Here is a 20358-nt window from a genome sequence, read left to right as displayed (position 1 = left end):
AACCTTCCTTGTCAGGCAATAACCTGCATAACCCAAATAGAGAGCAGCGCATTAATGACGCATACCGCAATAATTAGCGGGTAATAACGAGGATGAACCCCCGCGGTCCCCAGACAACGGCCCACATTTTGCACCGGATTTCCCATCAGGTAGATAGCCGGTAACAACACCGTGGCATCATGTCCCGAAAGCGTACCGGCGACAACCAGGCTGGCGCACACGCCGACGCCGCCTCCCATACTCATCACCGCTGCCAGCAGCACAGTGGCAGATTCCCCCGGCAGCCCCCACAGCGCCATTACCGGCTCGCATACCCGCCCGACAACCTCGAGCAGCCCTGTCACCTTCAGCGCCTGAATAATCACAAACGCCATCACCACGTTAGGCAACAGACTGGTTGTTGCAATGGTAAACCCGCGCCGTGCGCCATCGATAAACATATCCATGACGTTTTTACGTACCTGTGTTGTCATCTCACGCCTCCTGCTGCATACGGCGATTTTCCAGCTGCGCGATCCATACACGCAACAGGTTCGCGCCCACAAATTTGAAGACAAGGATCACCGCCAGCGGCGTAATCACCGGAACGGTCACCATCGTAAACAGCGCTGCGCCAGAAGAAAAATAGTTGGTAATGCACGCGCTGCCGCTGGTTTGCCAGCAGGCAAAAATAGCGCGTTCCTGCTCTGTGATAATGCCCTCTTCCGCCATTTCTTTGGTCATCCCGGCCGCGGCATCGGTATTTTGCAAATTCGCAATCAACGCCAGCGAACAAATACCCGGAATGCCCAGTAACGGACGCAGGACCGGCGTCATCAGCTGTTGTGCCGCGCGCAACCCACCCAACCCTTCGGTGACAGAAATAATCCCAAGCGAAAGAATGACGGAAGGTGCCAGCTCAAGCGCGAATAAGAAACCGTCTTTGGCCCCCATCCCTCCAGAGCCACGAAAAGAGACCGCCGTGCCGCCCGCAGCATTAATCTGCCCAAACGCACCGTTGAGGACGGTGAAGTCAAAGACCCGCCACCATTCGGTACTTTTCGCAAACATGCCGGAAAAAAGAATAATCGTAATAAAAAAAGCGAGATAACCGCCCCATCCCACCTTTTGCTGCGTGTGTGTGCTGTGATCCATTTTGTTCTCCTGTTGGCCTTAATCCTTGTGTGACTAAAAGACATCACGATGGTCAAGTTAAAGACAAACGCGGAGAAAAACGACACCAGAGGAGATTATTCAGAAAGAGTGGATAGAGGTCAGACAAGTTCAGATCCGGCGACATGATATCGCCGGATCTTGCAGATTAGGGTTCGTCAACGACCTGACCATCCGGCCAGGCATGCATTACCGCTTTGATTAACGTCGCCAGAGGAATCGCAAAGAATACGCCCCAGAATCCCCACAAACCGCCGAAAATCACCACGGAGAGAATAATGACCAGTGGATGCAGATTGACCGCCTCGGAGAACAGCACGGGAACCAGCAAATTGCCGTCCAGCGCCTGGATTATCAGGTACACGGCAAAACAGCTCCAGAACTCAGTGCCAAGGCCAAACTGGAACAGCGCCACGCCAACCACCGGAATCGTCACCACAAAAGCGCCGATATACGGGATCAGCACAGAGAACCCGACCAGCACCGCCAGCAGCAGCGAATAGTTGAGACCAAACAGCAGGAAGCCGAGCCAGGTCGCTACGCCGACCACCACCATTTCCAGCACCTTTCCGCGGATATAGTTGGTGATTTGCTGATTCATCTCTTTCCATACCTGCCCCGCCAGCCCGCGGTTACGCGGCAGCACCCGGCGCACGGCGTTCAGCATCTGTCCTTTATCTTTGATCAGGAAGAACACCATCAATGGGACAAGAACAAGATAGACCGCCAGGGTCAGCAATCCAACCAGTGAGGCTAACGAATATTTCACCACCGAATCGCCCATGGTGAGCATTCGCGAGCGCATATTTTCCGCCATCGCATCAATGATGCCTGCATCCATCAGCGCCGGGTAACGTCGTGGCAAGGTGGCGGCAAAATCAGACAATTTATTGAGCATGCCGGGCATGTCGCGGATCAGGTAAATTCCCTGCTGCCACGCAACGGGCATCACCACAAAGGCCATCAGCAGTAAAATACCGACAAACACCACCAGCACAATCGATGTCGCCCAACGCCGTGAACAACCAATATGTTCCAGCCGCACTGTCGGCCATTCAAGCAGGTACGCCAGCACAATGGCGACCAGCAGCGGCGCCAAAAGGCCGCTAAAGAAAAACAGGATGCCAAAACCGGCAACAAGAATAATCAGCAGGGCGATGGCTTCGGGGTCGCTAAAGCGGCGACGATACCATTGCATCAACATTTCGAGCATAAAACCCTTCCATGAACCCAATAGCGGGATTGCGATCCCGAATTGTATCGAAATGTCACAAAAAAGACTTCGCTTTTTATGGCTGATTACGCAAAGTGAAAAGACATTTTTCCTGGGTGTTCATCGTCAGGTTTCGCAGTTACACTCCGTAAGCTTGCGGAGTGTGAACGATACTTCACAGCATCGGTCAAATGGCTATCTCAAAAAAGAATACAGGACAGAGGTTATGTTCAGGCAGTTGAAAAAAAACCTGGTTGCTACCCTCATTGCCGCACTGACTATCGGTCAGGTTGCGCCCGCATTTGCTGATACTGCGGACACCCTGCCTGATATGGGAACGTCGGCAGGCAGTACGCTTTCCATAGGACAGGAAATGCAGATGGGCGATTATTACGTACGCCAACTGCGCGGCAGTGCGCCATTAATTAACGATCCATTGCTCACCCAATACATTAATGCGCTGGGGATGCGTCTGGTCTCGCACGCCGACTCGGTTAAAACGCCCTTCACCTTCTTTTTGATTAACAACGATGAAATCAACGCCTTTGCTTTCTTTGGCGGCAACGTTGTCCTGCACTCTGCATTATTTCGCTATTCCGACAACGAAAGCCAGCTGGCATCGGTTATGGCGCACGAAATTTCCCACGTTACGCAGCGTCACCTGGCGCGTGCCATGGAAGATCAGAAACGCAGCGCGCCACTAACGTGGGTTGGCGCTTTAGGTTCAATTTTATTAGCAATGGCCAGCCCGCAGGCGGGTATGGCGGCGCTGACCGGTACGCTGGCGGGTACACGTCAGGGAATGATCAGCTTTACGCAGCAAAACGAACAGGAAGCAGACCGCATCGGTATTCAGGTACTGCAACGCTCGGGATTCGATCCCCAGGCCATGCCAACGTTCCTGGAAAAACTGCTCGACCAGGCTCGTTACTCTTCGCGTCCGCCGGAAATTTTGCTGACTCACCCCCTGCCGGAAAGCCGTCTGTCTGATGCCCGTAACCGCGCCAACCAGATGCGCCCGGTGGTCGTCCAGTCGTCAGAAGATTTTTATCTGGCTAAGGCACGAACCTTGGGCATGTACAACTCTGGTCGTAACCAGTTGACCGATGACCTGCTGAGTAACTGGTCGAAAGGCAACGTACGTGAGCAACGTGCGGCGCAGTATGGCCGGGCATTGCAGGCGATGGAAGCCAGTAAATATGACGAGGCGCGTAAAGCGCTGCAACCGCTGCTGGCGGCAGATCCTAACAATGCCTGGTATCTCGACCTGGCAACGGATATCGATCTCGGCCAGAAGAAAACCAGTGATGCCATTAACCGCCTGAAAAACGCCCGCGACCTGCGCACTAACCCGGTTCTGCAGCTCAACCTGGCGAATGCCTATTTACAGGGTGGACAAGCCAAAGAGGCGGCGACCATCCTGAATCGCTATACGTTTAACCATAAAGATGACCCTAACGGCTGGGATCTGTTAGCGCAAGCGGAAGCCAACCTGGGCAACCGCGATCAGGAGCTGGCGGCGCGCGCGGAGGGGTATGCCCTCGCGGGACGTCTGGATCAGGCTATTTCGATGCTCAGCAGCGCAAGTTCTCAGGTGAAACTGGGTAGCCAGCAGCAGGCCAGATACGATGCCCGTATTGACCAGCTACGCCAGCTGCAAGAACGCTTTAAACCGTACACGAAGATGTAATTATCGAACCTTTGCCGGATGGCGACGCTGTAGCGTCTTATCCGGCCTACGTCAGACGCAATATGTAGGCCGGATAAGGTCTTTTGGCCGCCATCCGGCAGTATTGTTATGCAAGGAGAAGTCATGTCAGACGCGATTAAAATCTACCATAACCCACGTTGCTCCAAGAGCCGTGAAACGCTGGAATTACTGAAGTCCAACGGCGTGGACCCGGAAGTGGTGTTGTATCTGGAAGCGCCGGCTGATGCAGCAACCCTGCGTGAACTGCTGCAAATGCTCGGTATGTCCAGCGCGCGTGAACTGATGCGCCAGAAAGAGGATCTTTATAAATCACTTAACCTGGCGGACAAAAATCTGAGTGAAGACACGCTGATTCAGGCAATGGTGGAAAACCCGAAACTGATGGAGCGCCCGATTGTGGTTGCCAAAGGTCAGGCTCGAATTGGACGCCCGCCTGAGCAGGTACTAGAAATCGTCGGTTAACCTGCAACCTGCCGCAGTCTTCCCGGCTGCGGCGCTTACAGCTTCAGAATTTCTTTTACGAACGGAATGGTCAGCTTACGTTGGGCGGTGATCGAAGCATGATCAAGCTGATCCAGCGTCATAAACAGCGTACGCATTTCTCGATCCAGACGCTTTAGCAGAAAACGTCCCACATCTTCCGGCAGTTCAAATCCACGAAGTCTGGCGCGTAATTGCAACGCCTGCAGCTTATCTTCATCGGAAAGCGGTTGTAGCTTGTAGATTTGCCCCCAGTCCAGGCGTGAGGCGAGATCCGGCAACCCCAGATTCAACTGTCTTGGCGGACGATCGCCGGTGATCAGCAGGCGCGTTTTCCCCGACTCCAGGATACGGTTGTAGAGATCAAAGATCGCCATTTCCCACAGCGAATCACCAGCCACACATTCGATGTTATCGATGCATACCAGCGATAAATGCTCCATCCCGTCGAGCACCTCGGGGACGAACCAGGTGCGTTTGTCGAGCGGCACGTAGCCTACCGCATCGCCGCGCGCGGAGAGTTCCGCACAGGCTGCATGCAGCAAATGACTACGGCCAGCGCCTTCACGCGACCAGAGATAAATATACCCGCTATGTTCCTGACGCAGCACGTTTTGCAGTGCAGCCAGTAAAGAGGAGTTATCCCCCGGCCAGAAACTTGCGAAAGTTTCGTCGTCAGGAAGATAAAGTGGCAAAGAGAGCTGTGCCGGTGTGTTCAGAGATACCTCAACCCAGGATTTCATAAAATCGCGTTGAGTTTAACACAGAAATACGTCGCGATAGAACCGGGCAGCGTTGCCGCCCGATCAGAGATTTACTGTTGCGGACTGTCTGCATCTTTCGCGTCAAGCACGACTTCTTCCGGACGCAGCAGGCTGATAACTTTGAAAATCAGGCTCAGACAGACACCAACGATGGTCGCCAGCGCCATGCCTTTCAGCTCTGCGGCACCGATGTGAACTTTCGCGCCACTTACGCCGATGATCAAAATAACCGAGGTCAGGATCAGGTTCTGCGCCTTGTTATAGTCAACCTTCGACTCGATCAGTACGCGAATACCAGAAGCACCAATCACACCGTACAGCAGCAGCGATACGCCGCCCATAACCGGCAGTGGAATGATTTGGATCGCTGCAGCCAGTTTACCCACGCAGGAGAGCAGAATGGCGAAAATTGCCGCACCGCCGATAACCCAGGTACTGTAAACGCGGGTGATCGCCATTACGCCGATGTTTTCGCCGTACGTGGTGTTCGGCGTAGAGCCGAAGAAACCAGAGATTACCGTAGACAGACCGTTGGCAAACATAGAACGATGCAGGCCAGGATCGCGAATCAAATCTTTTTTCACGATATTTGCCGTTACCACCAGGTGCCCGACGTGTTCAGCGATGACCACCAGCGCTGCTGGCAGGATGGTCAGAATGGCAACCCATTCAAAACGCGGCGTGTAAAACGTCGGCAGCGCGAACCAGTGGGCCTGCGCAATCGGCGTAGTGTCCACAACGCCCATCACGAAGGAGAGCGCATAACCGGCCAGCACCCCGATCAGAATCGGGATAATCGCCATAAAACCGCGGAACAATACGGAACCAAAGACCGTTACCGCCAGCGTTACCATAGAAATGATGATGGTTTTTGAATCCGGTAATTGCCCCTCAGCAGGCAGTAACCCCGCCATACCCGCAGCAACGCCAGCCAGCTCCAGACCGATGACGGCAACGATTGCGCCCATCGCCGCAGGCGGGAACATGACATCCAGCCAGCCGGTTCCTGCCTTCTTAACAATGAAAGAAACCAGGCAGAACAGGACGCCACACATAATGAAACCGCCCAGCGCCACTTCATACCCTAACGGCAGCAGCAGCAGTACCGGGGAAATAAAGGCAAAGCTGGAACCCAGATATGCGGGAATTTTACCCTTACAAATAAAGAGATACAGCAACGTACCAATGCCGTTAAACAGCAGAACGGTAGCTGGGTTGATGTGGAACAGGACTGGCACCAGCACCGTTGCGCCAAACATGGCGAACAGGTGCTGCAAACTAAGCGGGATTGTCTGTAAAAGCGGCGGTCTTTCACTCACCCCGATAGCACGGCGCGTCATAGTGTTTTCCTCTGAGTGTTGTTTGTTATTAGCCATTGGGTTGTTTTATTCAAAAAAAAGCCGACTCTTAAAGTCGGCTTCTTTTCACTTATTCGTTTACTTAGTACCAAAAATCTTATCGCCGGCATCGCCGAGCCCCGGAATAATGTATCCGTGCTCGTTCAGTCCCTGATCGATGGAGGCGGTGTACAGCTCCACATCCGGGTGCGCTTTTTCCAGTGCCGCGATACCTTCCGGTGCCGCAACCAGGACCAGCACTTTAATGCTGGTGCAGCCTGCATTTTTCAGCAGATCGATAGTGGCGATAACAGAGCCGCCGGTTGCCAGCATTGGGTCAACGATCAGCGCCATACGCTCATCGATGTTAGAAACCAGCTTCTGGAAATAAGGAACCGGCTCCAGCGTCTCTTCGTTACGGTACATACCAACAACGCTGATACGCGCGCTCGGAACGTTTTCCAGAACACCTTCCATCATGCCCAGGCCCGCACGCAGGATAGGCACAACGGTGATTTTTTTGCCTTTGATTTGGTCAACTTCAACTGGACCGTTCCAGCCTTCAATGGTCACCTTTTCGGTTTCCAGACCAGCGGTTGCTTCATAAGTCAGCAGGCTGCCAACTTCCGAGGCGAGTTCACGAAAGCGTTTAGTGCTGATGTCGTTTTCACGCATCAGTCCCAGCTTGTGTTTGACGAGTGGGTGTTTGACTTCCACGATCTTCATACTCTTCTCCTTTCCTCAGACGAATGGCAACCACAAAAAAAATCGCCGGATTATACCGCTTTTCCTCTCTGGCGCAACACTGCATACGCTTGATATGGATCAACCAAAGTCATTTGCGTCTGAATGATGAGTATAAAACAAGCCCCGCACTGATGGCGGGGCTAGCTGTCAATGCTATGAATTTTAAAGATATTCAGCATTGGTCTGGATGACTTTTTGATACCATGAAAAAGATTTTTTAGGTGAGCGAGTTAATGTCCCGCTACCATCATTATTTTTATCGACATAGATAAACCCGTAGCGTTTTTTCATCTCTCCCGTCCCGGCCGAGACTAAATCAATGCAGCCCCACGGGGTATATCCCATCAGATCCACGCCATCTTCCACCACCGCTTTTTTCATCTCACGTATGTGGGCGGCAAGGTAGTCGATACGGTACTGGTCGTTAACTGTACCATCGTCCTCGCGCACATCAATGGCGCCAAATCCATTCTCCACAATAAATAGTGGCAACTGATAATGATCCCAGAACCAGTTTAGTGAATAGCGCAGGCCGACAGGGTCAATCTGCCAGCCCCAGTCCGATTTCTGCACGTACGGGTTGGAAACCAGGCTTTTCGACTCGTCGTAATCCAGCTGTGGGTTGTCCGCCGTAGCCTGGGTTGCGAAAGACATATAATAGCTAAAGCCGATGTAATCAACGCAGCCCTCGTTCAGCGCCTGACGGTCTTCCTCGGTGATATCCAGTTCAAAGCCACGACGGGCAAAGTAGTTGAGAAGATGCTGCGGGTATTTGCCGCGCACATGGACGTCGGTAAACCAGTAACGCCTGTGCATGGCATTCATCGCCATCATCATATCGTCTGGCGCGCAGGTCAGCGGATAGATTGGACACATGGCAATCATGCACCCTATCTGTAATTCCGGGTTAATCTCACGCGCGACCTTTACCGCCAGCGCGCTTGCCACCAGCTCATAGTGCGCCGCCTGGTACATGACCGGCTCGCGGTCTTCGCCGGGCTGGTATTTCAGACCTGAGTTAGTAAAGGGCGCGAAATCTTCGTGATAATTTGCCTGGTTGTTAATCTCATTAAACGTCATCCAGTACTTCACTTTGTGCTGGTAACGAGTGAATACCCCCCTGGCAAAACGGACAAAGAAATCGATAAGCTTGCGGTTGCGCCAGCCGCCGTACTCCATCACCAGATGGTAAGGCATCTCAAAATGCGACAGCGTAATCACCGGCTCAATGCCATATTTCAGGCATTCGTCAAACAGGTCATCATAGAACTGTAGGCCAGCCTCATTGGGTTGTTCTTCATCGCCTAAGGGGAAAATACGCGTCCAGGCAATAGAGGTGCGAAAACATTTAAACCCCATTTCGGCAAACAGCTTTATGTCGTCTTTATAGCGATGATAAAAATCGATGGCCTCGTGGTTAGGGTAATTTTTACCGGCAATCACACCGTCGGTAATCTCACGCGCCACACCATGCGCTCCCGCGGTCATGACATCGGCAACGCTAATACCTTTTCCGCCCTCCTGCCAGCCACCTTCCAGTTGATGAGCGGCGACAGCGCCACCCCACATGAAATCTGCTTTAAATCCTGACATACCCTTCCCCTATCATGATGACTCTGCGCAAAACGCTGTTGATGAGGTCTGCAACAGAAAACAGAAACCGGTTTCAGTACGATACTGTGCATTCGGCTAACAGGATTCAAGCACAAGACTGTACCCGGTTTCATTTTCGTGGCGCAGCTCAAACATATAGATAAATGATTGTAAGATGCTGAAAAAACCAGCAGATAAAACTTGATGCAGAGCAGGCTCGCAAACGTTTGCTTTCCCTGTTAGAATTGCGCCGAATTTAACTTTTACTGCAAGTAAACATGTGGGGAAGCAGGCAGTGACCGATAAAACCTCTCTTAGCTACAAAGATGCCGGTGTTGATATTGATGCAGGTAATGCTCTGGTTGATCGAATCAAAGGCGTAGTAAAGAAAACGCGTCGTCCGGAAGTTATGGGTGGTCTGGGTGGCTTCGGTGCGCTGTGCGCATTGCCGCAAAAATATCGTGAACCGGTACTGGTTTCCGGCACTGATGGCGTTGGTACAAAACTGCGTCTGGCGATGGATCTGAAACGCCACGACACTATCGGCATTGACCTCGTCGCAATGTGCGTCAACGACCTCGTGGTTCAGGGCGCTGAGCCGCTGTTCTTCCTCGACTACTATGCGACCGGCAAACTGGATGTGGACACCGCAGCCAGCGTCATTAACGGGATTGCCGAAGGCTGCCTGCAGTCTGGCTGCGCGCTGGTCGGTGGGGAAACAGCTGAAATGCCGGGGATGTACCACGGCGAAGATTACGACGTGGCAGGTTTCTGCGTTGGCGTCGTCGAAAAATCAGAGATTATCGACGGTTCAAAAGTGGCTGACGGTGACGTACTGATTGCGCTCGGCTCCAGCGGCCCGCACTCCAACGGTTACTCTCTGGTGCGTAAAATTGTAGAAGTCAGCGGTTGTGACCCAGAAACCACCGAGCTTGAAGGCAAGCCGCTGGCCGATCACTTACTGGCCCCTACCCGCATTTACGTGAAATCCATTCTGGAACTGATCGAGAAGGTTGATGTGCACGCCATTGCCCACCTGACCGGCGGCGGCTTCTGGGAAAATATTCCGCGCGTTCTGCCGGACAACACGCAGGCAGTGATCGACGAATCTTCATGGCAGTGGCCAGCCGTCTTCAACTGGCTGCAAACGGCGGGTAACGTCAGCCAGCATGAGATGTATCGCACCTTTAACTGCGGTGTAGGTATGGTTATCGTCCTGCCAGCTCCGGAAGTGGACAAAGCCCTTGCTTTGCTCAATGAGAAAGGTGAAAACGCCTGGAAAATCGGTATCATCAAAGCATCTGATTCCGAACAGCGTGTGGTCATTGAATGAAAAACATTGTGGTGCTCATTTCCGGCAACGGAAGCAATTTGCAGGCGATAATCGACGCCTGCGAACAGAAAAAAATCAATGGCACCATACGTGCAGTATTCAGTAACAAGGCCGATGCGTTCGGCCTTGAACGCGCACGCGAAGCGAATATTCCGGCGCACTCGCTGGAAGCCGCCCAGTTTGCCAGTCGCGAAGCATTCGACCGCCAACTGATTCAAGAGATTGACGCCTATGCACCCGATGTCGTGGTGCTGGCCGGTTATATGCGCATCCTCAGCCCGGCGTTTGTCGCTCACTATGCTGAACGATTGCTGAATATCCACCCGTCTTTATTGCCGAAATATCCCGGCCTGCACACGCACCGTCAGGTTCTGGAAAACGGCGATGAAGAACATGGCACCTCCGTCCACTTCGTCACCGATGAACTGGACGGCGGACCGGTTATTCTCCAGGCCAAGGTTCCGGTATTTGAAGGCGACAGCGAAGATGATGTCACGGCACGAGTCCAGGCTCAGGAGCATACCATTTACCCACTGGTGGTAAGCTGGTTTACCGATGGTCGCCTGAAGATGCGTGATAACGCTGCATGGCTGGACGGCGTTCGTCTGCCGCCACAAGGCTACGCCGCCGACGAATAATAAAATTCAACCTGTAAGCCGGATCTCACCATCCGGTCTACAGGCATAACTACCTTTTCCGGTTAATACTACCGGTATTCATCTACGCTCCCCCTTTCTCTTTGCTATCAGACGGTTTATTGTCATATTTTTCTGGCACAGTTGGACATCTGAGAGCAATGCTCGCCATAATAAATCGGTAGTGTCCCGTGAATGAAACGGAGTAAAAGTGGTAATGGGTCAGGAAAAGCTATACATCGAGAAAGAACTCAGCTGGTTAGCGTTCAACGAACGTGTACTCCAGGAAGCTGCTGATAAGTCAAACCCGTTGATCGAACGGATGCGTTTCTTAGGCATCTATTCCAATAATCTCGACGAGTTTTATAAGGTTCGTTTTGCCGAACTGAAGCGCCGAATCATTATTAGCGAAGAACAGGGTTCAAACTCTCACTCCCGCCATTTGCTAGGCAAAATCCAGGCCCGCGTATTAAAAGCCGATCAGGAATTTGACGGCCTGTACAACGAGTTGCTGTTGGAAATGGCGCGCAATCAGATTTTCTTAATCAACGAACGCCAGTTGTCGGTCAATCAGCAAAGCTGGTTGCGTCATTACTTCAAGCAATATCTTCGCCAGCACATCACGCCGATCCTGATTAACCGCGAGACGGATTTAGTCCAGTTTTTAAAAGATGACTACACCTATCTGGCGGTAGAAATTATCCGTGGTGATACGATACGCTACGCGCTGCTGGAAATCCCTTCCGACAAGGTTCCCCGTTTTGTGAATCTGCCGCCGGAAACCCCGCGCCGTCGCAAACCGATGATCCTGCTGGACAACATCTTACGTTACTGCCTTGACGACATTTTCAAAGGGTTCTTTGACTACGACGCACTGAACGCCTATTCGATGAAAATGACCCGTGACGCCGAATACGATTTGGTGCATGAGATGGAATCGAGCCTGATGGAGCTGATGTCATCCAGCCTGAAACAGCGTCTGACCGCAGAACCTGTACGTTTTGTCTATCAGCGTGACATGCCCAATGCGCTGGTCGAAGTACTGCGTGAAAAACTGACGATTTCTCGCTACGACTCGATTGTTCCCGGCGGGCGTTACCATAACTTCAAAGACTTTATTAACTTCCCTAACGTTGGCAAAGCTAACCTGGTGAACAAACCGCTGCCGCGTCTGCGCCATATCTGGTTCGACAACGAGAAGTTTCGTAACGGCTTTGACGCCGTTCGTGAACGCGACGTGCTGCTGTATTACCCCTATCACACCTTTGAGCACGTTCTTGAACTGCTGCGCCAGGCCTCTTTCGACCCGAGCGTGCTGGCTATAAAGATCAACATCTACCGTGTGGCAAAAGATTCACGCATTATTGATTCAATGATCCATGCCGCGCACAACGGTAAGAAAGTCACCGTGGTGGTGGAATTGCAGGCCCGCTTCGATGAAGAAGCCAACATCCATTGGGCCAAGCGTCTAACCGAAGCAGGCGTTCACGTCATCTTCTCCGCGCCAGGCCTGAAAATTCACGCCAAACTGTTCCTTATCTCGCGTAAAGAAGGTGATGAAGTCGTGCGCTATGCGCATATCGGGACGGGGAACTTCAACGAAAAAACGGCACGCCTGTATACCGACTACTCATTGCTGACCGCAGATTCGCGCATTACCAACGAAGTGCGTCGGGTGTTTAACTTCATCGAGAATCCGTATCGCCCGGTGACGTTCGATTATCTGCTGGTTTCCCCGCAGAACTCACGCCGTCTGCTGTACGCAATGATCGACAAAGAAATCGCCAACGCGCAGCAAGGACTGCCTTCCGGCATTACGCTAAAACTGAATAACCTGGTCGATAAAGGTCTGGTTGACCGCCTCTATGCGGCCTCAAGTTCAGGCGTGCCGGTCAATTTGTTGATTCGCGGAATGTGCTCGCTCATCCCGAATCTGGAAGGTATCAGCGACAATATTCGCGTTATCAGCATCGTTGATCGCTATCTTGAACATGACCGGGTCTATATCTTCGAGAACGGGGGTGACAAGCAGGTGTATCTCTCCTCCGCTGACTGGATGACAAGAAACATCGACTATCGTATCGAAGTTGCCACACCGCTTCTTGACCCGCGCCTTAAGCAACGCGTGCTGGATATTATCGATATCCTGTTCAGCGACACGGTGAAAGCCCGCTTTATTGATAAAGAACTGAGTAATCGCTACGTACCGCGCGGAAACCGCCGTAAGGTTCAGTCACAATTGGCGATTTACGATTACATCAAATCACTCGAGCAACCTGACTAAAGATATGCCAATACACGACAAGACTCCACGACCGCAGGAATTTGCTGCGGTCGACCTTGGTTCAAACAGTTTCCATATGGTCATTGCCCGCGTGGTTGATGGCGCAATGCAAATTATTGGGCGACTGAAACAACGCGTACATCTGGCGGATGGTCTCGGCGAAGATAACAAGCTGAGCGAAGAGGCCATGGAGCGCGGGCTAAGCTGTTTATCACTGTTCGCCGAACGTTTGCAGGGGTTTCCTCCATCAAGCGTATGTATCGTGGGAACCCATACTTTGCGTCAGGCACTGAATGCGACTGATTTTCTCAAGCGAGCGGAAAAAGTCATCCCCTACCCAATTGAGATTATTTCCGGCAACGAAGAAGCCCGATTGATCTTTATGGGCGTTGAACATACGCAGCCGGAAAAAGGTCGCAAGCTGGTTATCGATATCGGCGGCGGCTCAACCGAATTAGTGATCGGCGAGGATTTCGAGCCTAAACTGGTCGAAAGCCGCCGCATGGGCTGCGTCAGTTTTGCTCAGATGTATTTCCCAGGCGGTGTAATTAACCGTGAAAATTTCCAGCGTGCCCGCATGGCGGCTGCGCAAAAGCTCGAAACCTTAACCTGGCAGTTTCGCATTCAGGGCTGGAACGTTGCGCTGGGCGCATCGGGCACCATTAAAGCAGCCCATGAAGTGCTGCTGGAGATGGGTGAAAAAGACGGTTTTATCACCCCCGAACGTCTGGACAAGCTGACATCTGAAGTGCTGAAGCACGCGTCATTTGATGCGCTCAGCTTGCCGGGGTTGTCAGAAGAAAGAAAAGCAGTGTTTGTACCCGGACTCGCGATTCTGTGCGGCGTTTTTGACGCGTTAGCTATTCGCGAACTTCGCCTTTCTGATGGTGCGTTACGTGAAGGCGTGCTGTACGAGATGGAAGGCCGTTTTCGCCACCAGGACGTTCGTAGCCGTACCGCCAGCAGCCTGGCAAACCAGTACAACATTGACAGCGAACAGGCCCGGCGCGTACTGGAAACGACGATGCAAATGTACGACCAGTGGCATACGCAGCAGCCAAAGCTGGCCAATCCCCAACTGGAAGCGTTACTGCGTTGGGCAGCAATGCTGCATGAGGTTGGGCTGAACATCAACCACAGCGGTCTGCATCGCCACTCTGCGTATATCTTACAAAACAGCGATCTACCTGGTTTCAATCAGGAACAACAGCTGATGATGGCAACATTAGTTCGTTATCATCGCAAAGCGATTAAGCTCGACGACTTGCCCCGCTTTACGCTGTTTAAGAAGAAACAGTTTCTGCCGTTAATTCAGCTGCTGCGCCTGGGCGTGCTATTGAATAATCAGCGTCAGGCGACCACCACGCCGCCGACTTTGACCCTGATAACCGACGACAGCCACTGGACCTTACGCTTCCCGCATGACTGGTTTAGCCAAAATGCGCTGGTGCTGCTCGATCTGGAGAAAGAGCAGCAATACTGGGAAGCCGTAACAGGCTGGCGACTCAAAATTGAAGAAGAGAGCTCACCCGATATCGCCGCATAAGATCTCAGCAGGTGTCAGTTCATCTGGCACCTGCTTTTCCAGAGTTTCATTCAACGGCAGTGGCTTACCAATCAGATACCCCTGCATGTAATCAATCCCCAGCGAAATCACCGCACTGCGTATTTCCTCGCTTTCGACGTACTCCGCAACCACCAGCATTCTTTTCATCCGCGCCAGATGGCAAATAGAGGCCACGATTTGGTAGTCGAGGCTGTTCGAAACAATATTGCGAATAAAGCTACCGTCAATTTTCAGGATATCGGCATTCACATTTTTCAGCCGCGCATAGCTGGCATATCCAGTACCAAAATCATCAATCGCAATCTGACAGCCCAGTGATTGCAGTTGCAGCAACGTTGCCTGTGCCTGTTCCGCATTGGTCAAGGCATTGCTTTCCGTCACTTCAAAGATAAGTTGCCATGCTTCAACCTTGTACTTATTCAGTAACTGATTGATGTCATTAGGAAGTCGCGCGCGACATACTGAGGTGGGTGATAAGTTGATAGCAAACCGGTGGGCGGGCATTTTTTCCCGATTCTGCGCCATAAATTTCAGCGTATTTTCAATCACCCACAGATCGATACGGGAGGACAAACCAAACTCATGGGCTACCGGCAAGAAGCTATCAGGGGCAATAGTTTCACCGTCATCCCCCTCAAGCCGCAGCAGGATTTCGTGATAAACGTCTCCACGCACACCAAAAATCGGCTGCGCCTTCAGGAAAAAGCGATTGTTCTCCAGCGCCTGCTGAATACGGTTCATCATCGCAACTTTATCTTTCAGGTCACGTTGCAGGTGCATCACACCACGCCGCTGCAAATTCTCTGGTGAATTGGTTGCCAGCGATAATTCGGCAATGGTACTTAACTCTCCCAGCAACAAATAGATATGGTTAACAGGAGAACGGACATAGCAAAAGCTGATCCCAACCTGCGGTTGCAAAGGCATACCGTCCCAGACAAAACGAAACTGCTTGATATGCCTGTCCAGTGCTTCAATGCGTTCCTGGTGTAGCTCAGTGTTAAAACGCAGGATTAGATCATTACCCGATAATTGATAGACATGCTCATCCTGTTCAAGCAACGGTGTTATCCACTGAGCCAGTTTTTGCTTGTACTGGATACGCAGCATAATGCCGTAATTTTTCACCAGCAGCTCCATGCCCGGAACCCCCAAAAAGCAAAGCACTGACCATGGCGAGTTTTTCAAATCCCGGTTCAAAGCGCGCAAATTCGGAATATGCACCATAGGGTCAAAGAAGGCCAGGCGATGGTTGCGCCGGGTAACAAAACGTTGACGCGTTGCCAGGACAGCAATGAAATTCACGATGAAGGAAAAAACCAGATAACTTGATGAGGTAATGGCAAGCTGCGTATCGTAACCCGAATACCATGGCATATAGCGCTGATAATAATGAATTGCGGTAATAAGTACGACCGCCCATATCAACGAAATAAATTTATAACCGTAACGCATTGCCCCCCACAGCATGACGGGAAGTAACAGTGACAATGTATAATTCGTGCTGAATATTGAGCTTTGTTCATTGAGCGGCATACACAACATTGCCATTAACACAGTCAATATAATCAACCAGACCGCAAACTCTGTTTTAGTCACTTTGGTATCAAACTGCTGCTTTAACTGAGAAAAATAGCCTCTCAGATGCAAGGGGTTGCGAATTGTTCGAATGATGAAATAACACAGCGGCACACCTACAAGATTCCCTGCGAGTATGGACTGATAGTTGATCAATGTGCCTGTATTGAAGGGCATAACGCCCACCATGCCAGATTTGCTTTCATAAACACCCACAAATGCGGCAAACTGAAAGAGTATCAGAAACAGCGTAGCCGGGCAGAAGACTTGCCAGAACATACGCTGAAACAACAGATGAGAGTCGCCGTGGGAAACGTTGTTTCGTCGGGGAGAAAATACTTTATATCCTCCCCAGCTAAGCACGATTGTAACTATAAAGTGCGAAATTATTGAAAGTGTTTCAAATAACCCGACCTGCGGATATTTGTACCAGATAATGGAAATGATAATACCTGGCAATGCCGCCCAGCCAAAAAAAAGCATCAGGCTAATCATCAGCGCTAACGGCAGGTAGAAAAGAATTACTGTCCCCGTACTAATATGGGCATAGGTAGTGGCAGTGCTCAATATAGGCAACAACAAAGAAGGTAAGATGAGAGGTAATGCCCACCATCTATCTCTAATACCAATATAATTTTTATTGAGTTTCATAGATGCTCAGTAGAATCCCGCACATCCTGTAGGGGGTATTCAGACAGGCATCCCACCTGACTTTAAAACGATAAAGTAAAATACATCACAATGATTCATCGATTTTAGTTGTCAGCAAAGTGTGATGCTTGATACATATCAAAAAACATGCCCCTCATTCATCAATTATTACTCTTTTCATTATTTTTTATCGTTAATACATTATTCATGCAAATAATAATATTAATTTCCATAACATAAGAAGATAAAACAACTGAAGCAATTTTACATAAGGAAGAATTGACCATTTCCTCTCAGTGTGCCTTAATGTGAGTATCGCCCTCAGTTGGGTACACTACAAGGAACCTTTTGTGAGCCAGGTTACCAGCCTACGCAAACGACACCGATTTAACAGTCGCATGATCCGGATCGTACTGCTTATCAGCTTTCTCTTCTTCTTCGGACGCTTCGTCTACTCCGCCATTGGTGCGTGGCATCACCACCAGGACAAAAAAGAATCTCAGCAGACTACTCAGCCGCAACAGACATCTTCTGCACAAATCGACGTACATTGATCGCTCGCGCCTGTGATACCCCCAGCATTAAGATTCCTTACCGGATGGCTAATCGCCTGACATTTAACCATCCGGTAAGGGATTTGAGTGATGAACTTTACCCCCCCTCTCTCGCTTAATTATCAGATAATCGGCCGTATTTTTCGCACAAATGCACAATCTTTTCATCCCACTTCGCCGCACCATTCGCGCTGATTTTTACGTTCCGGTTTAGCGGACATAAAAAGACAAATAGTGCTCAAATAAACGCTAATTAATATCACCAGCAAATATCACTGACGCAAGCATTTATATTTCGCATGAAAATTAAATAGTTATTTGAATTGTTATCATTTTTAAATACTACAGGGTAATGCCATGAGTGGTTTTTTATTATTTCCAAAGATAAGAAGCGGTCTTGAGTGGGTCGCCGGGCACAGTGATGCGGTCATTCAATTCGGCTGGAATATCGTTGCCGCCGTGATCTTATTGTTTGTCGGTAAATTTATCGCTCGCCTGCTCTCTCGTGGGCTGGAAAAGTTACTGCTTAAACGTAAAGTCGACAGAACCATCATTCAGTTCTTCACCGCGCTGGTACGTTACATCACCCTCGCTTTTTTCGTCGTCGCTGCGTTGGGTCGCGTCGGCATTGAAACATCCTCCATTATTGCCGTCATCGGCGCCGCCGGACTGGCTATTGGTCTCGCGCTACAAGGATCGCTTTCCAACTTTGCCACTGGCGTGCTGTTGGTTTCCCTGCGGCCTTTTCGCGCAGGGGAAGTAGTGCAGATTGGTGCAGTCACCGGAACAGTAGAAAAGGTGCACATCTTCTCTACCACCCTGCTCACCGCGGACAGCAAAGAAGTGGTGATTCCAAACGGTAAGATCATCGCTGACAACATCATTAACTATTCCCGTCATCCTTTTCGCCGTATCGATCTGGTGATTGGCGTGGGTTATCAGAGTCGGATTGCAGAGGTTAAGCAAGTTATTAATCACATTATCGAGCAGGACAGCCGTATCGATAAGCAACGTGGGGTAACCGTTCGCCTGGGCGAACTGGGCGCTTCAGCGTTGAATTTTTACGTGCGCGTATGGGTGCCCAACATCGAGTACTGGAACACCTATTACGATCTGCTGGAAAACATTAAAGAGGCGCTGGACGCCAACCATATTGACCTGCCCTATCCACAGATGGATGTGCGTATTCAGAATGTCGCACCTCAGCAGCAGCCTCAGCTGCAACTGGTCGATTAGCGTACTATCCGACAGAACATACGCCAGAAGTATTTACTGAAGTATTTGCTGAAATGCGTGCAATAAAAAAACCCTCTGTAAATGAACTGCACCCAAAAAGTTGGACACCCAACGAAGTAAGGTGCAGTTTTTTATGAGCAAGTATTCTCTCAGCTTCAAGCTTGAGGTTGTGCAGCACTATCTTTCCGGGCTGGAAGGACAGGAGGCGACTGCAAAACGTTTTGGTATCGATCACAGTGCCGTTCGTAAATGGTCTGCCGCCTGGAAGCTCCATGGCGAAGCCGGGCTTACAACCCGGCATTTCACCTATTCTCCTGCTTTTAAAGAGTCCGTTATCCTGCATATGCGTGAACACCAGCTGTCTGTTCGCGAAGTCTGTGCAAAATTCACTATCCCTGCCTTTTCCACTGTTAGTCAGTGGGAACGACTGTATGATGAAGGGGGATTAGAAGCCCTTACAGACAGTCGACGCAGGAAAAAAACGATGCCAGAACGCCCTGAGAATCACCCCGTCCCTCCTTTGCAGACCCCCCTTGCTCCGGATGAACGTGAGGAACTTGAACAACTGCGTGCTGAAGTGGCATATCTAAAAAAGCTGCAGGCCTTACTCAGGGAAAGAAGCACGTCAGGACGCGGGATAAAGCGCAGGTCGTGAATGAGTTAAGGCTGAAGTTCCCTCTTGCACGCTTGTTAAAAGCTGCAGGACTGGCAAGAAGCACGTTCTACTGGCAACTGGCCAACGGTAAAAAACCAGACAAATATGCCGATGATAAGCAGCATATTTTAACGCTGTTCCATAAACATAAAGGACGGTATGGATACAGGCGAATCACGCTGGCTGGCCGCCGGGAAGGAAGCTTACTGAACCATAAAACGGTTCAGAGGTTAATGAAGGTGTTAGATTTAACCTGTTGTATCAGAAGGAAGAAATATAACTCTTACAAAGGCCGGCATGGGAAAGTTGCGGGTAATGTACTGAACCGGCAGTTCAGTGTGGATAAACCCAACCAGAAGTGGGTAACAGATGTCACGGAATTTAAAATAAGCGGAGAAAAGCTGTATCTGTCCCCGGTTCTGGATCTGTATAACGGAGAAATAGTAGCGTATCAGATGGAGTCCCGTCCTCTTCTGTCGATGGTGGATAACATGCTGTCGAAGGCTATATCTGTACTGGGCAAAAACGAATACCCGCTGCTCCACTCAGATCAGGGCTGGCAATATCAGATGGCGCATTATCAGAACCGGCTAAAGGAGGCGGGTCTAAAACAGAGCATGTCAAGAAAGGGAAACTGTCATGACAATGCAGTGATGGAGAGCTTCTTCGGCACACTGAAATCTGAGTGTTTTTACCTCACGGAACACAAGAATATCAGCGAGTTGCGCATGGCTATCGATGACTACATCCACTATTACAACCATGAAAGAATAAAACAGAAACTGAAAGGCCTGAGTCCGGTAGAGTACCGAACCCAGGCCCAGATAACCGCTTAAAATAAACTGTCCAACATTATGGGGTCAGTTCA

Annotated in this window: 17 protein-coding genes; 9 read left to right on the top strand and 8 right to left on the bottom strand. The window is 50.6% G+C overall.

Annotation, left to right across the window (positions count from 1 at the left end):
- Nucleotides 1-11 precede the first annotated feature (11 nt).
- The 3 genes from OGX92_RS06085 to OGX92_RS06075 all read right to left on the bottom strand — a co-directional run bounded on the left by OGX92_RS06085 (nt 12) and on the right by OGX92_RS06075 (nt 2365).
- The gene (locus OGX92_RS06085) at nt 12-473 is read right to left on the bottom strand and encodes a YjiG family protein (protein WP_003835099.1); all 462 of its coding nucleotides are present in this window, start codon (nt 471-473) and stop codon (nt 12-14) included.
- Nucleotide 474: 1 nt separating this feature from the next.
- Nucleotides 475-1134 (bottom strand): nucleoside recognition domain-containing protein, encoded by a 660-nt coding sequence (locus OGX92_RS06080; RefSeq protein ID WP_003835101.1) that lies wholly within the window; start codon nt 1132-1134, stop codon nt 475-477.
- Nucleotides 1135-1300: 166 nt separating this feature from the next.
- A complete protein-coding gene (locus OGX92_RS06075; RefSeq protein ID WP_003037941.1) occupies nt 1301-2365 on the bottom strand; it encodes an AI-2E family transporter in 1065 nt (354 codons plus the stop codon).
- Between the two features lie 226 nt (nt 2366-2591).
- On the opposite strand from OGX92_RS06075, the gene bepA reads away from it, so the two are divergent.
- Together bepA and arsC are read left to right on the top strand one after the other, a co-directional pair.
- On the top strand, nt 2592-4055 hold the full coding sequence (gene bepA, locus OGX92_RS06070; RefSeq protein ID WP_125112683.1) for a beta-barrel assembly-enhancing protease: 1464 nt from the start codon (nt 2592-2594) through the stop codon (nt 4053-4055).
- Nucleotides 4056-4178: 123 nt separating this feature from the next.
- Nucleotides 4179-4538, top strand: coding sequence for an arsenate reductase (glutaredoxin) (gene arsC, locus OGX92_RS06065; RefSeq protein WP_003835105.1), 360 nt, complete (start codon nt 4179-4181; stop codon nt 4536-4538).
- Between the two features lie 35 nt (nt 4539-4573).
- Here the strand turns inward: arsC and OGX92_RS06060 are convergent, their stop codons facing one another.
- The 4 genes from OGX92_RS06060 to OGX92_RS06045 form a co-directional block, all read right to left on the bottom strand.
- A complete protein-coding gene (locus tag OGX92_RS06060) occupies nt 4574-5275 on the bottom strand; it encodes a DnaA inactivator Hda (RefSeq protein WP_211924219.1) in 702 nt (233 codons plus the stop codon).
- A 95-nt stretch (nt 5276-5370) separates the two neighbouring features.
- Nucleotides 5371-6660, bottom strand: a complete 1290-nt coding sequence (gene uraA, locus OGX92_RS06055; protein WP_003835107.1) for a uracil permease — start codon at nt 6658-6660, stop codon at nt 5371-5373.
- A gap of 96 nt (nt 6661-6756) precedes the next feature.
- A complete protein-coding gene (gene upp / locus OGX92_RS06050) occupies nt 6757-7383 on the bottom strand; it encodes a uracil phosphoribosyltransferase (protein ID WP_003835110.1) in 627 nt (208 codons plus the stop codon).
- Nucleotides 7384-7566: 183 nt separating this feature from the next.
- Entirely contained in the window at nt 7567-8997 is a 1431-nt protein-coding gene (locus OGX92_RS06045; protein WP_286586323.1) for a 6-phospho-beta-glucosidase, read from the bottom strand.
- Between the two features lie 295 nt (nt 8998-9292).
- Between OGX92_RS06045 and purM the strand changes: the two genes are divergently transcribed.
- The 4 genes from purM (at nt 9293) to ppx (ending at nt 14795) form a co-directional block, all read left to right on the top strand.
- The gene (gene purM, locus OGX92_RS06040; RefSeq protein ID WP_003835116.1) at nt 9293-10330 is read left to right on the top strand and encodes a phosphoribosylformylglycinamidine cyclo-ligase; all 1038 of its coding nucleotides are present in this window, start codon (nt 9293-9295) and stop codon (nt 10328-10330) included.
- Nucleotides 10327-10968 carry a phosphoribosylglycinamide formyltransferase gene (gene purN, locus OGX92_RS06035; RefSeq protein WP_003835118.1) on the top strand — a complete coding sequence of 214 codons (642 nt, stop codon included), beginning with the start codon at nt 10327-10329 and terminating at the stop codon, nt 10966-10968. The genes purM and purN overlap by 4 nt, the downstream gene beginning before the upstream one ends.
- A 214-nt stretch (nt 10969-11182) precedes the next feature.
- Nucleotides 11183-13249 (top strand): polyphosphate kinase 1, encoded by a 2067-nt coding sequence (ppk1, locus tag OGX92_RS06030; protein WP_032944192.1) that lies wholly within the window; start codon nt 11183-11185, stop codon nt 13247-13249.
- A gap of 4 nt (nt 13250-13253) precedes the next feature.
- The gene (gene ppx, locus OGX92_RS06025; protein ID WP_003835121.1) at nt 13254-14795 is read left to right on the top strand and encodes an exopolyphosphatase; all 1542 of its coding nucleotides are present in this window, start codon (nt 13254-13256) and stop codon (nt 14793-14795) included.
- Here the strand turns inward: ppx and OGX92_RS06020 are convergent.
- Nucleotides 14775-17045, bottom strand: coding sequence for a bifunctional diguanylate cyclase/phosphodiesterase (locus OGX92_RS06020; RefSeq protein ID WP_003835123.1), 2271 nt, complete (start codon nt 17043-17045; stop codon nt 14775-14777). The genes ppx and OGX92_RS06020 overlap by 21 nt on opposite strands.
- 350 nt (nt 17046-17395) lie before the next feature.
- Here OGX92_RS06020 and OGX92_RS06015 point away from each other — a divergent pair, with 350 nt between their 5' ends.
- The 3 genes from OGX92_RS06015 to OGX92_RS06005 all read left to right on the top strand — a co-directional run bounded on the left by OGX92_RS06015 (nt 17396) and on the right by OGX92_RS06005 (nt 20326).
- Nucleotides 17396-17599 carry a YfgG family protein gene (locus OGX92_RS06015; RefSeq protein WP_071692595.1) on the top strand — a complete coding sequence of 68 codons (204 nt, stop codon included), beginning with the start codon at nt 17396-17398 and terminating at the stop codon, nt 17597-17599.
- Nucleotides 17600-17956: 357 nt separating this feature from the next.
- On the top strand, nt 17957-18835 hold the full coding sequence (mscS, locus tag OGX92_RS06010) for a small-conductance mechanosensitive channel MscS (protein ID WP_286586322.1): 879 nt from the start codon (nt 17957-17959) through the stop codon (nt 18833-18835).
- A 133-nt stretch (nt 18836-18968) separates the two neighbouring features.
- Nucleotides 18969-20326 (top strand): IS3 family transposase gene (locus tag OGX92_RS06005; protein WP_174785198.1). Its coding sequence is split into 2 segments (ribosomal slippage): nt 18969-19431 and nt 19431-20326, totalling 1359 coding nucleotides; the frame shifts between segments, so codons are not numbered across the junction.
- The last annotated feature ends 32 nt before the right edge of the window (nt 20327-20358 follow it).

The organism is Citrobacter sp. Cpo089, from assembly GCF_030332695.1.
Lineage (GTDB): Bacteria > Pseudomonadota > Gammaproteobacteria > Enterobacterales > Enterobacteriaceae > Citrobacter > Citrobacter portucalensis.
The sequence above is the reverse complement of the archived record's forward strand: the minus strand, read 5'-3'. Positions and strand labels throughout refer to the sequence as shown.

Coding starts and splice junctions, on each gene's coding strand:
- ppk1 (WP_032944192.1), top strand. CDS start 11,183: ATGGGTCAGGAAAAGCTATACATCGAGAAAGAACTCAGCTGGTTAGCG.
- arsC (WP_003835105.1), top strand. CDS start 4,179: ATGTCAGACGCGATTAAAATCTACCATAACCCACGTTGCTCCAAGAGC.
- upp (WP_003835110.1), bottom strand. CDS start 7,383: ATGAAGATCGTGGAAGTCAAACACCCACTCGTCAAACACAAGCTGGGA.
- OGX92_RS06075 (WP_003037941.1), bottom strand. CDS start 2,365: ATGCTCGAAATGTTGATGCAATGGTATCGTCGCCGCTTTAGCGACCCC.
- uraA (WP_003835107.1), bottom strand. CDS start 6,660: ATGACGCGCCGTGCTATCGGGGTGAGTGAAAGACCGCCGCTTTTACAG.
- OGX92_RS06020 (WP_003835123.1), bottom strand. CDS start 17,045: ATGAAACTCAATAAAAATTATATTGGTATTAGAGATAGATGGTGGGCA.
- OGX92_RS06080 (WP_003835101.1), bottom strand. CDS start 1,134: ATGGATCACAGCACACACACGCAGCAAAAGGTGGGATGGGGCGGTTAT.
- OGX92_RS06085 (WP_003835099.1), bottom strand. CDS start 473: ATGACAACACAGGTACGTAAAAACGTCATGGATATGTTTATCGATGGC.
- ppx (WP_003835121.1), top strand. CDS start 13,254: ATGCCAATACACGACAAGACTCCACGACCGCAGGAATTTGCTGCGGTC.
- bepA (WP_125112683.1), top strand. CDS start 2,592: ATGTTCAGGCAGTTGAAAAAAAACCTGGTTGCTACCCTCATTGCCGCA.
- purN (WP_003835118.1), top strand. CDS start 10,327: ATGAAAAACATTGTGGTGCTCATTTCCGGCAACGGAAGCAATTTGCAG.
- OGX92_RS06045 (WP_286586323.1), bottom strand. CDS start 8,997: ATGTCAGGATTTAAAGCAGATTTCATGTGGGGTGGCGCTGTCGCCGCT.
- mscS (WP_286586322.1), top strand. CDS start 17,957: ATGAGTGGTTTTTTATTATTTCCAAAGATAAGAAGCGGTCTTGAGTGG.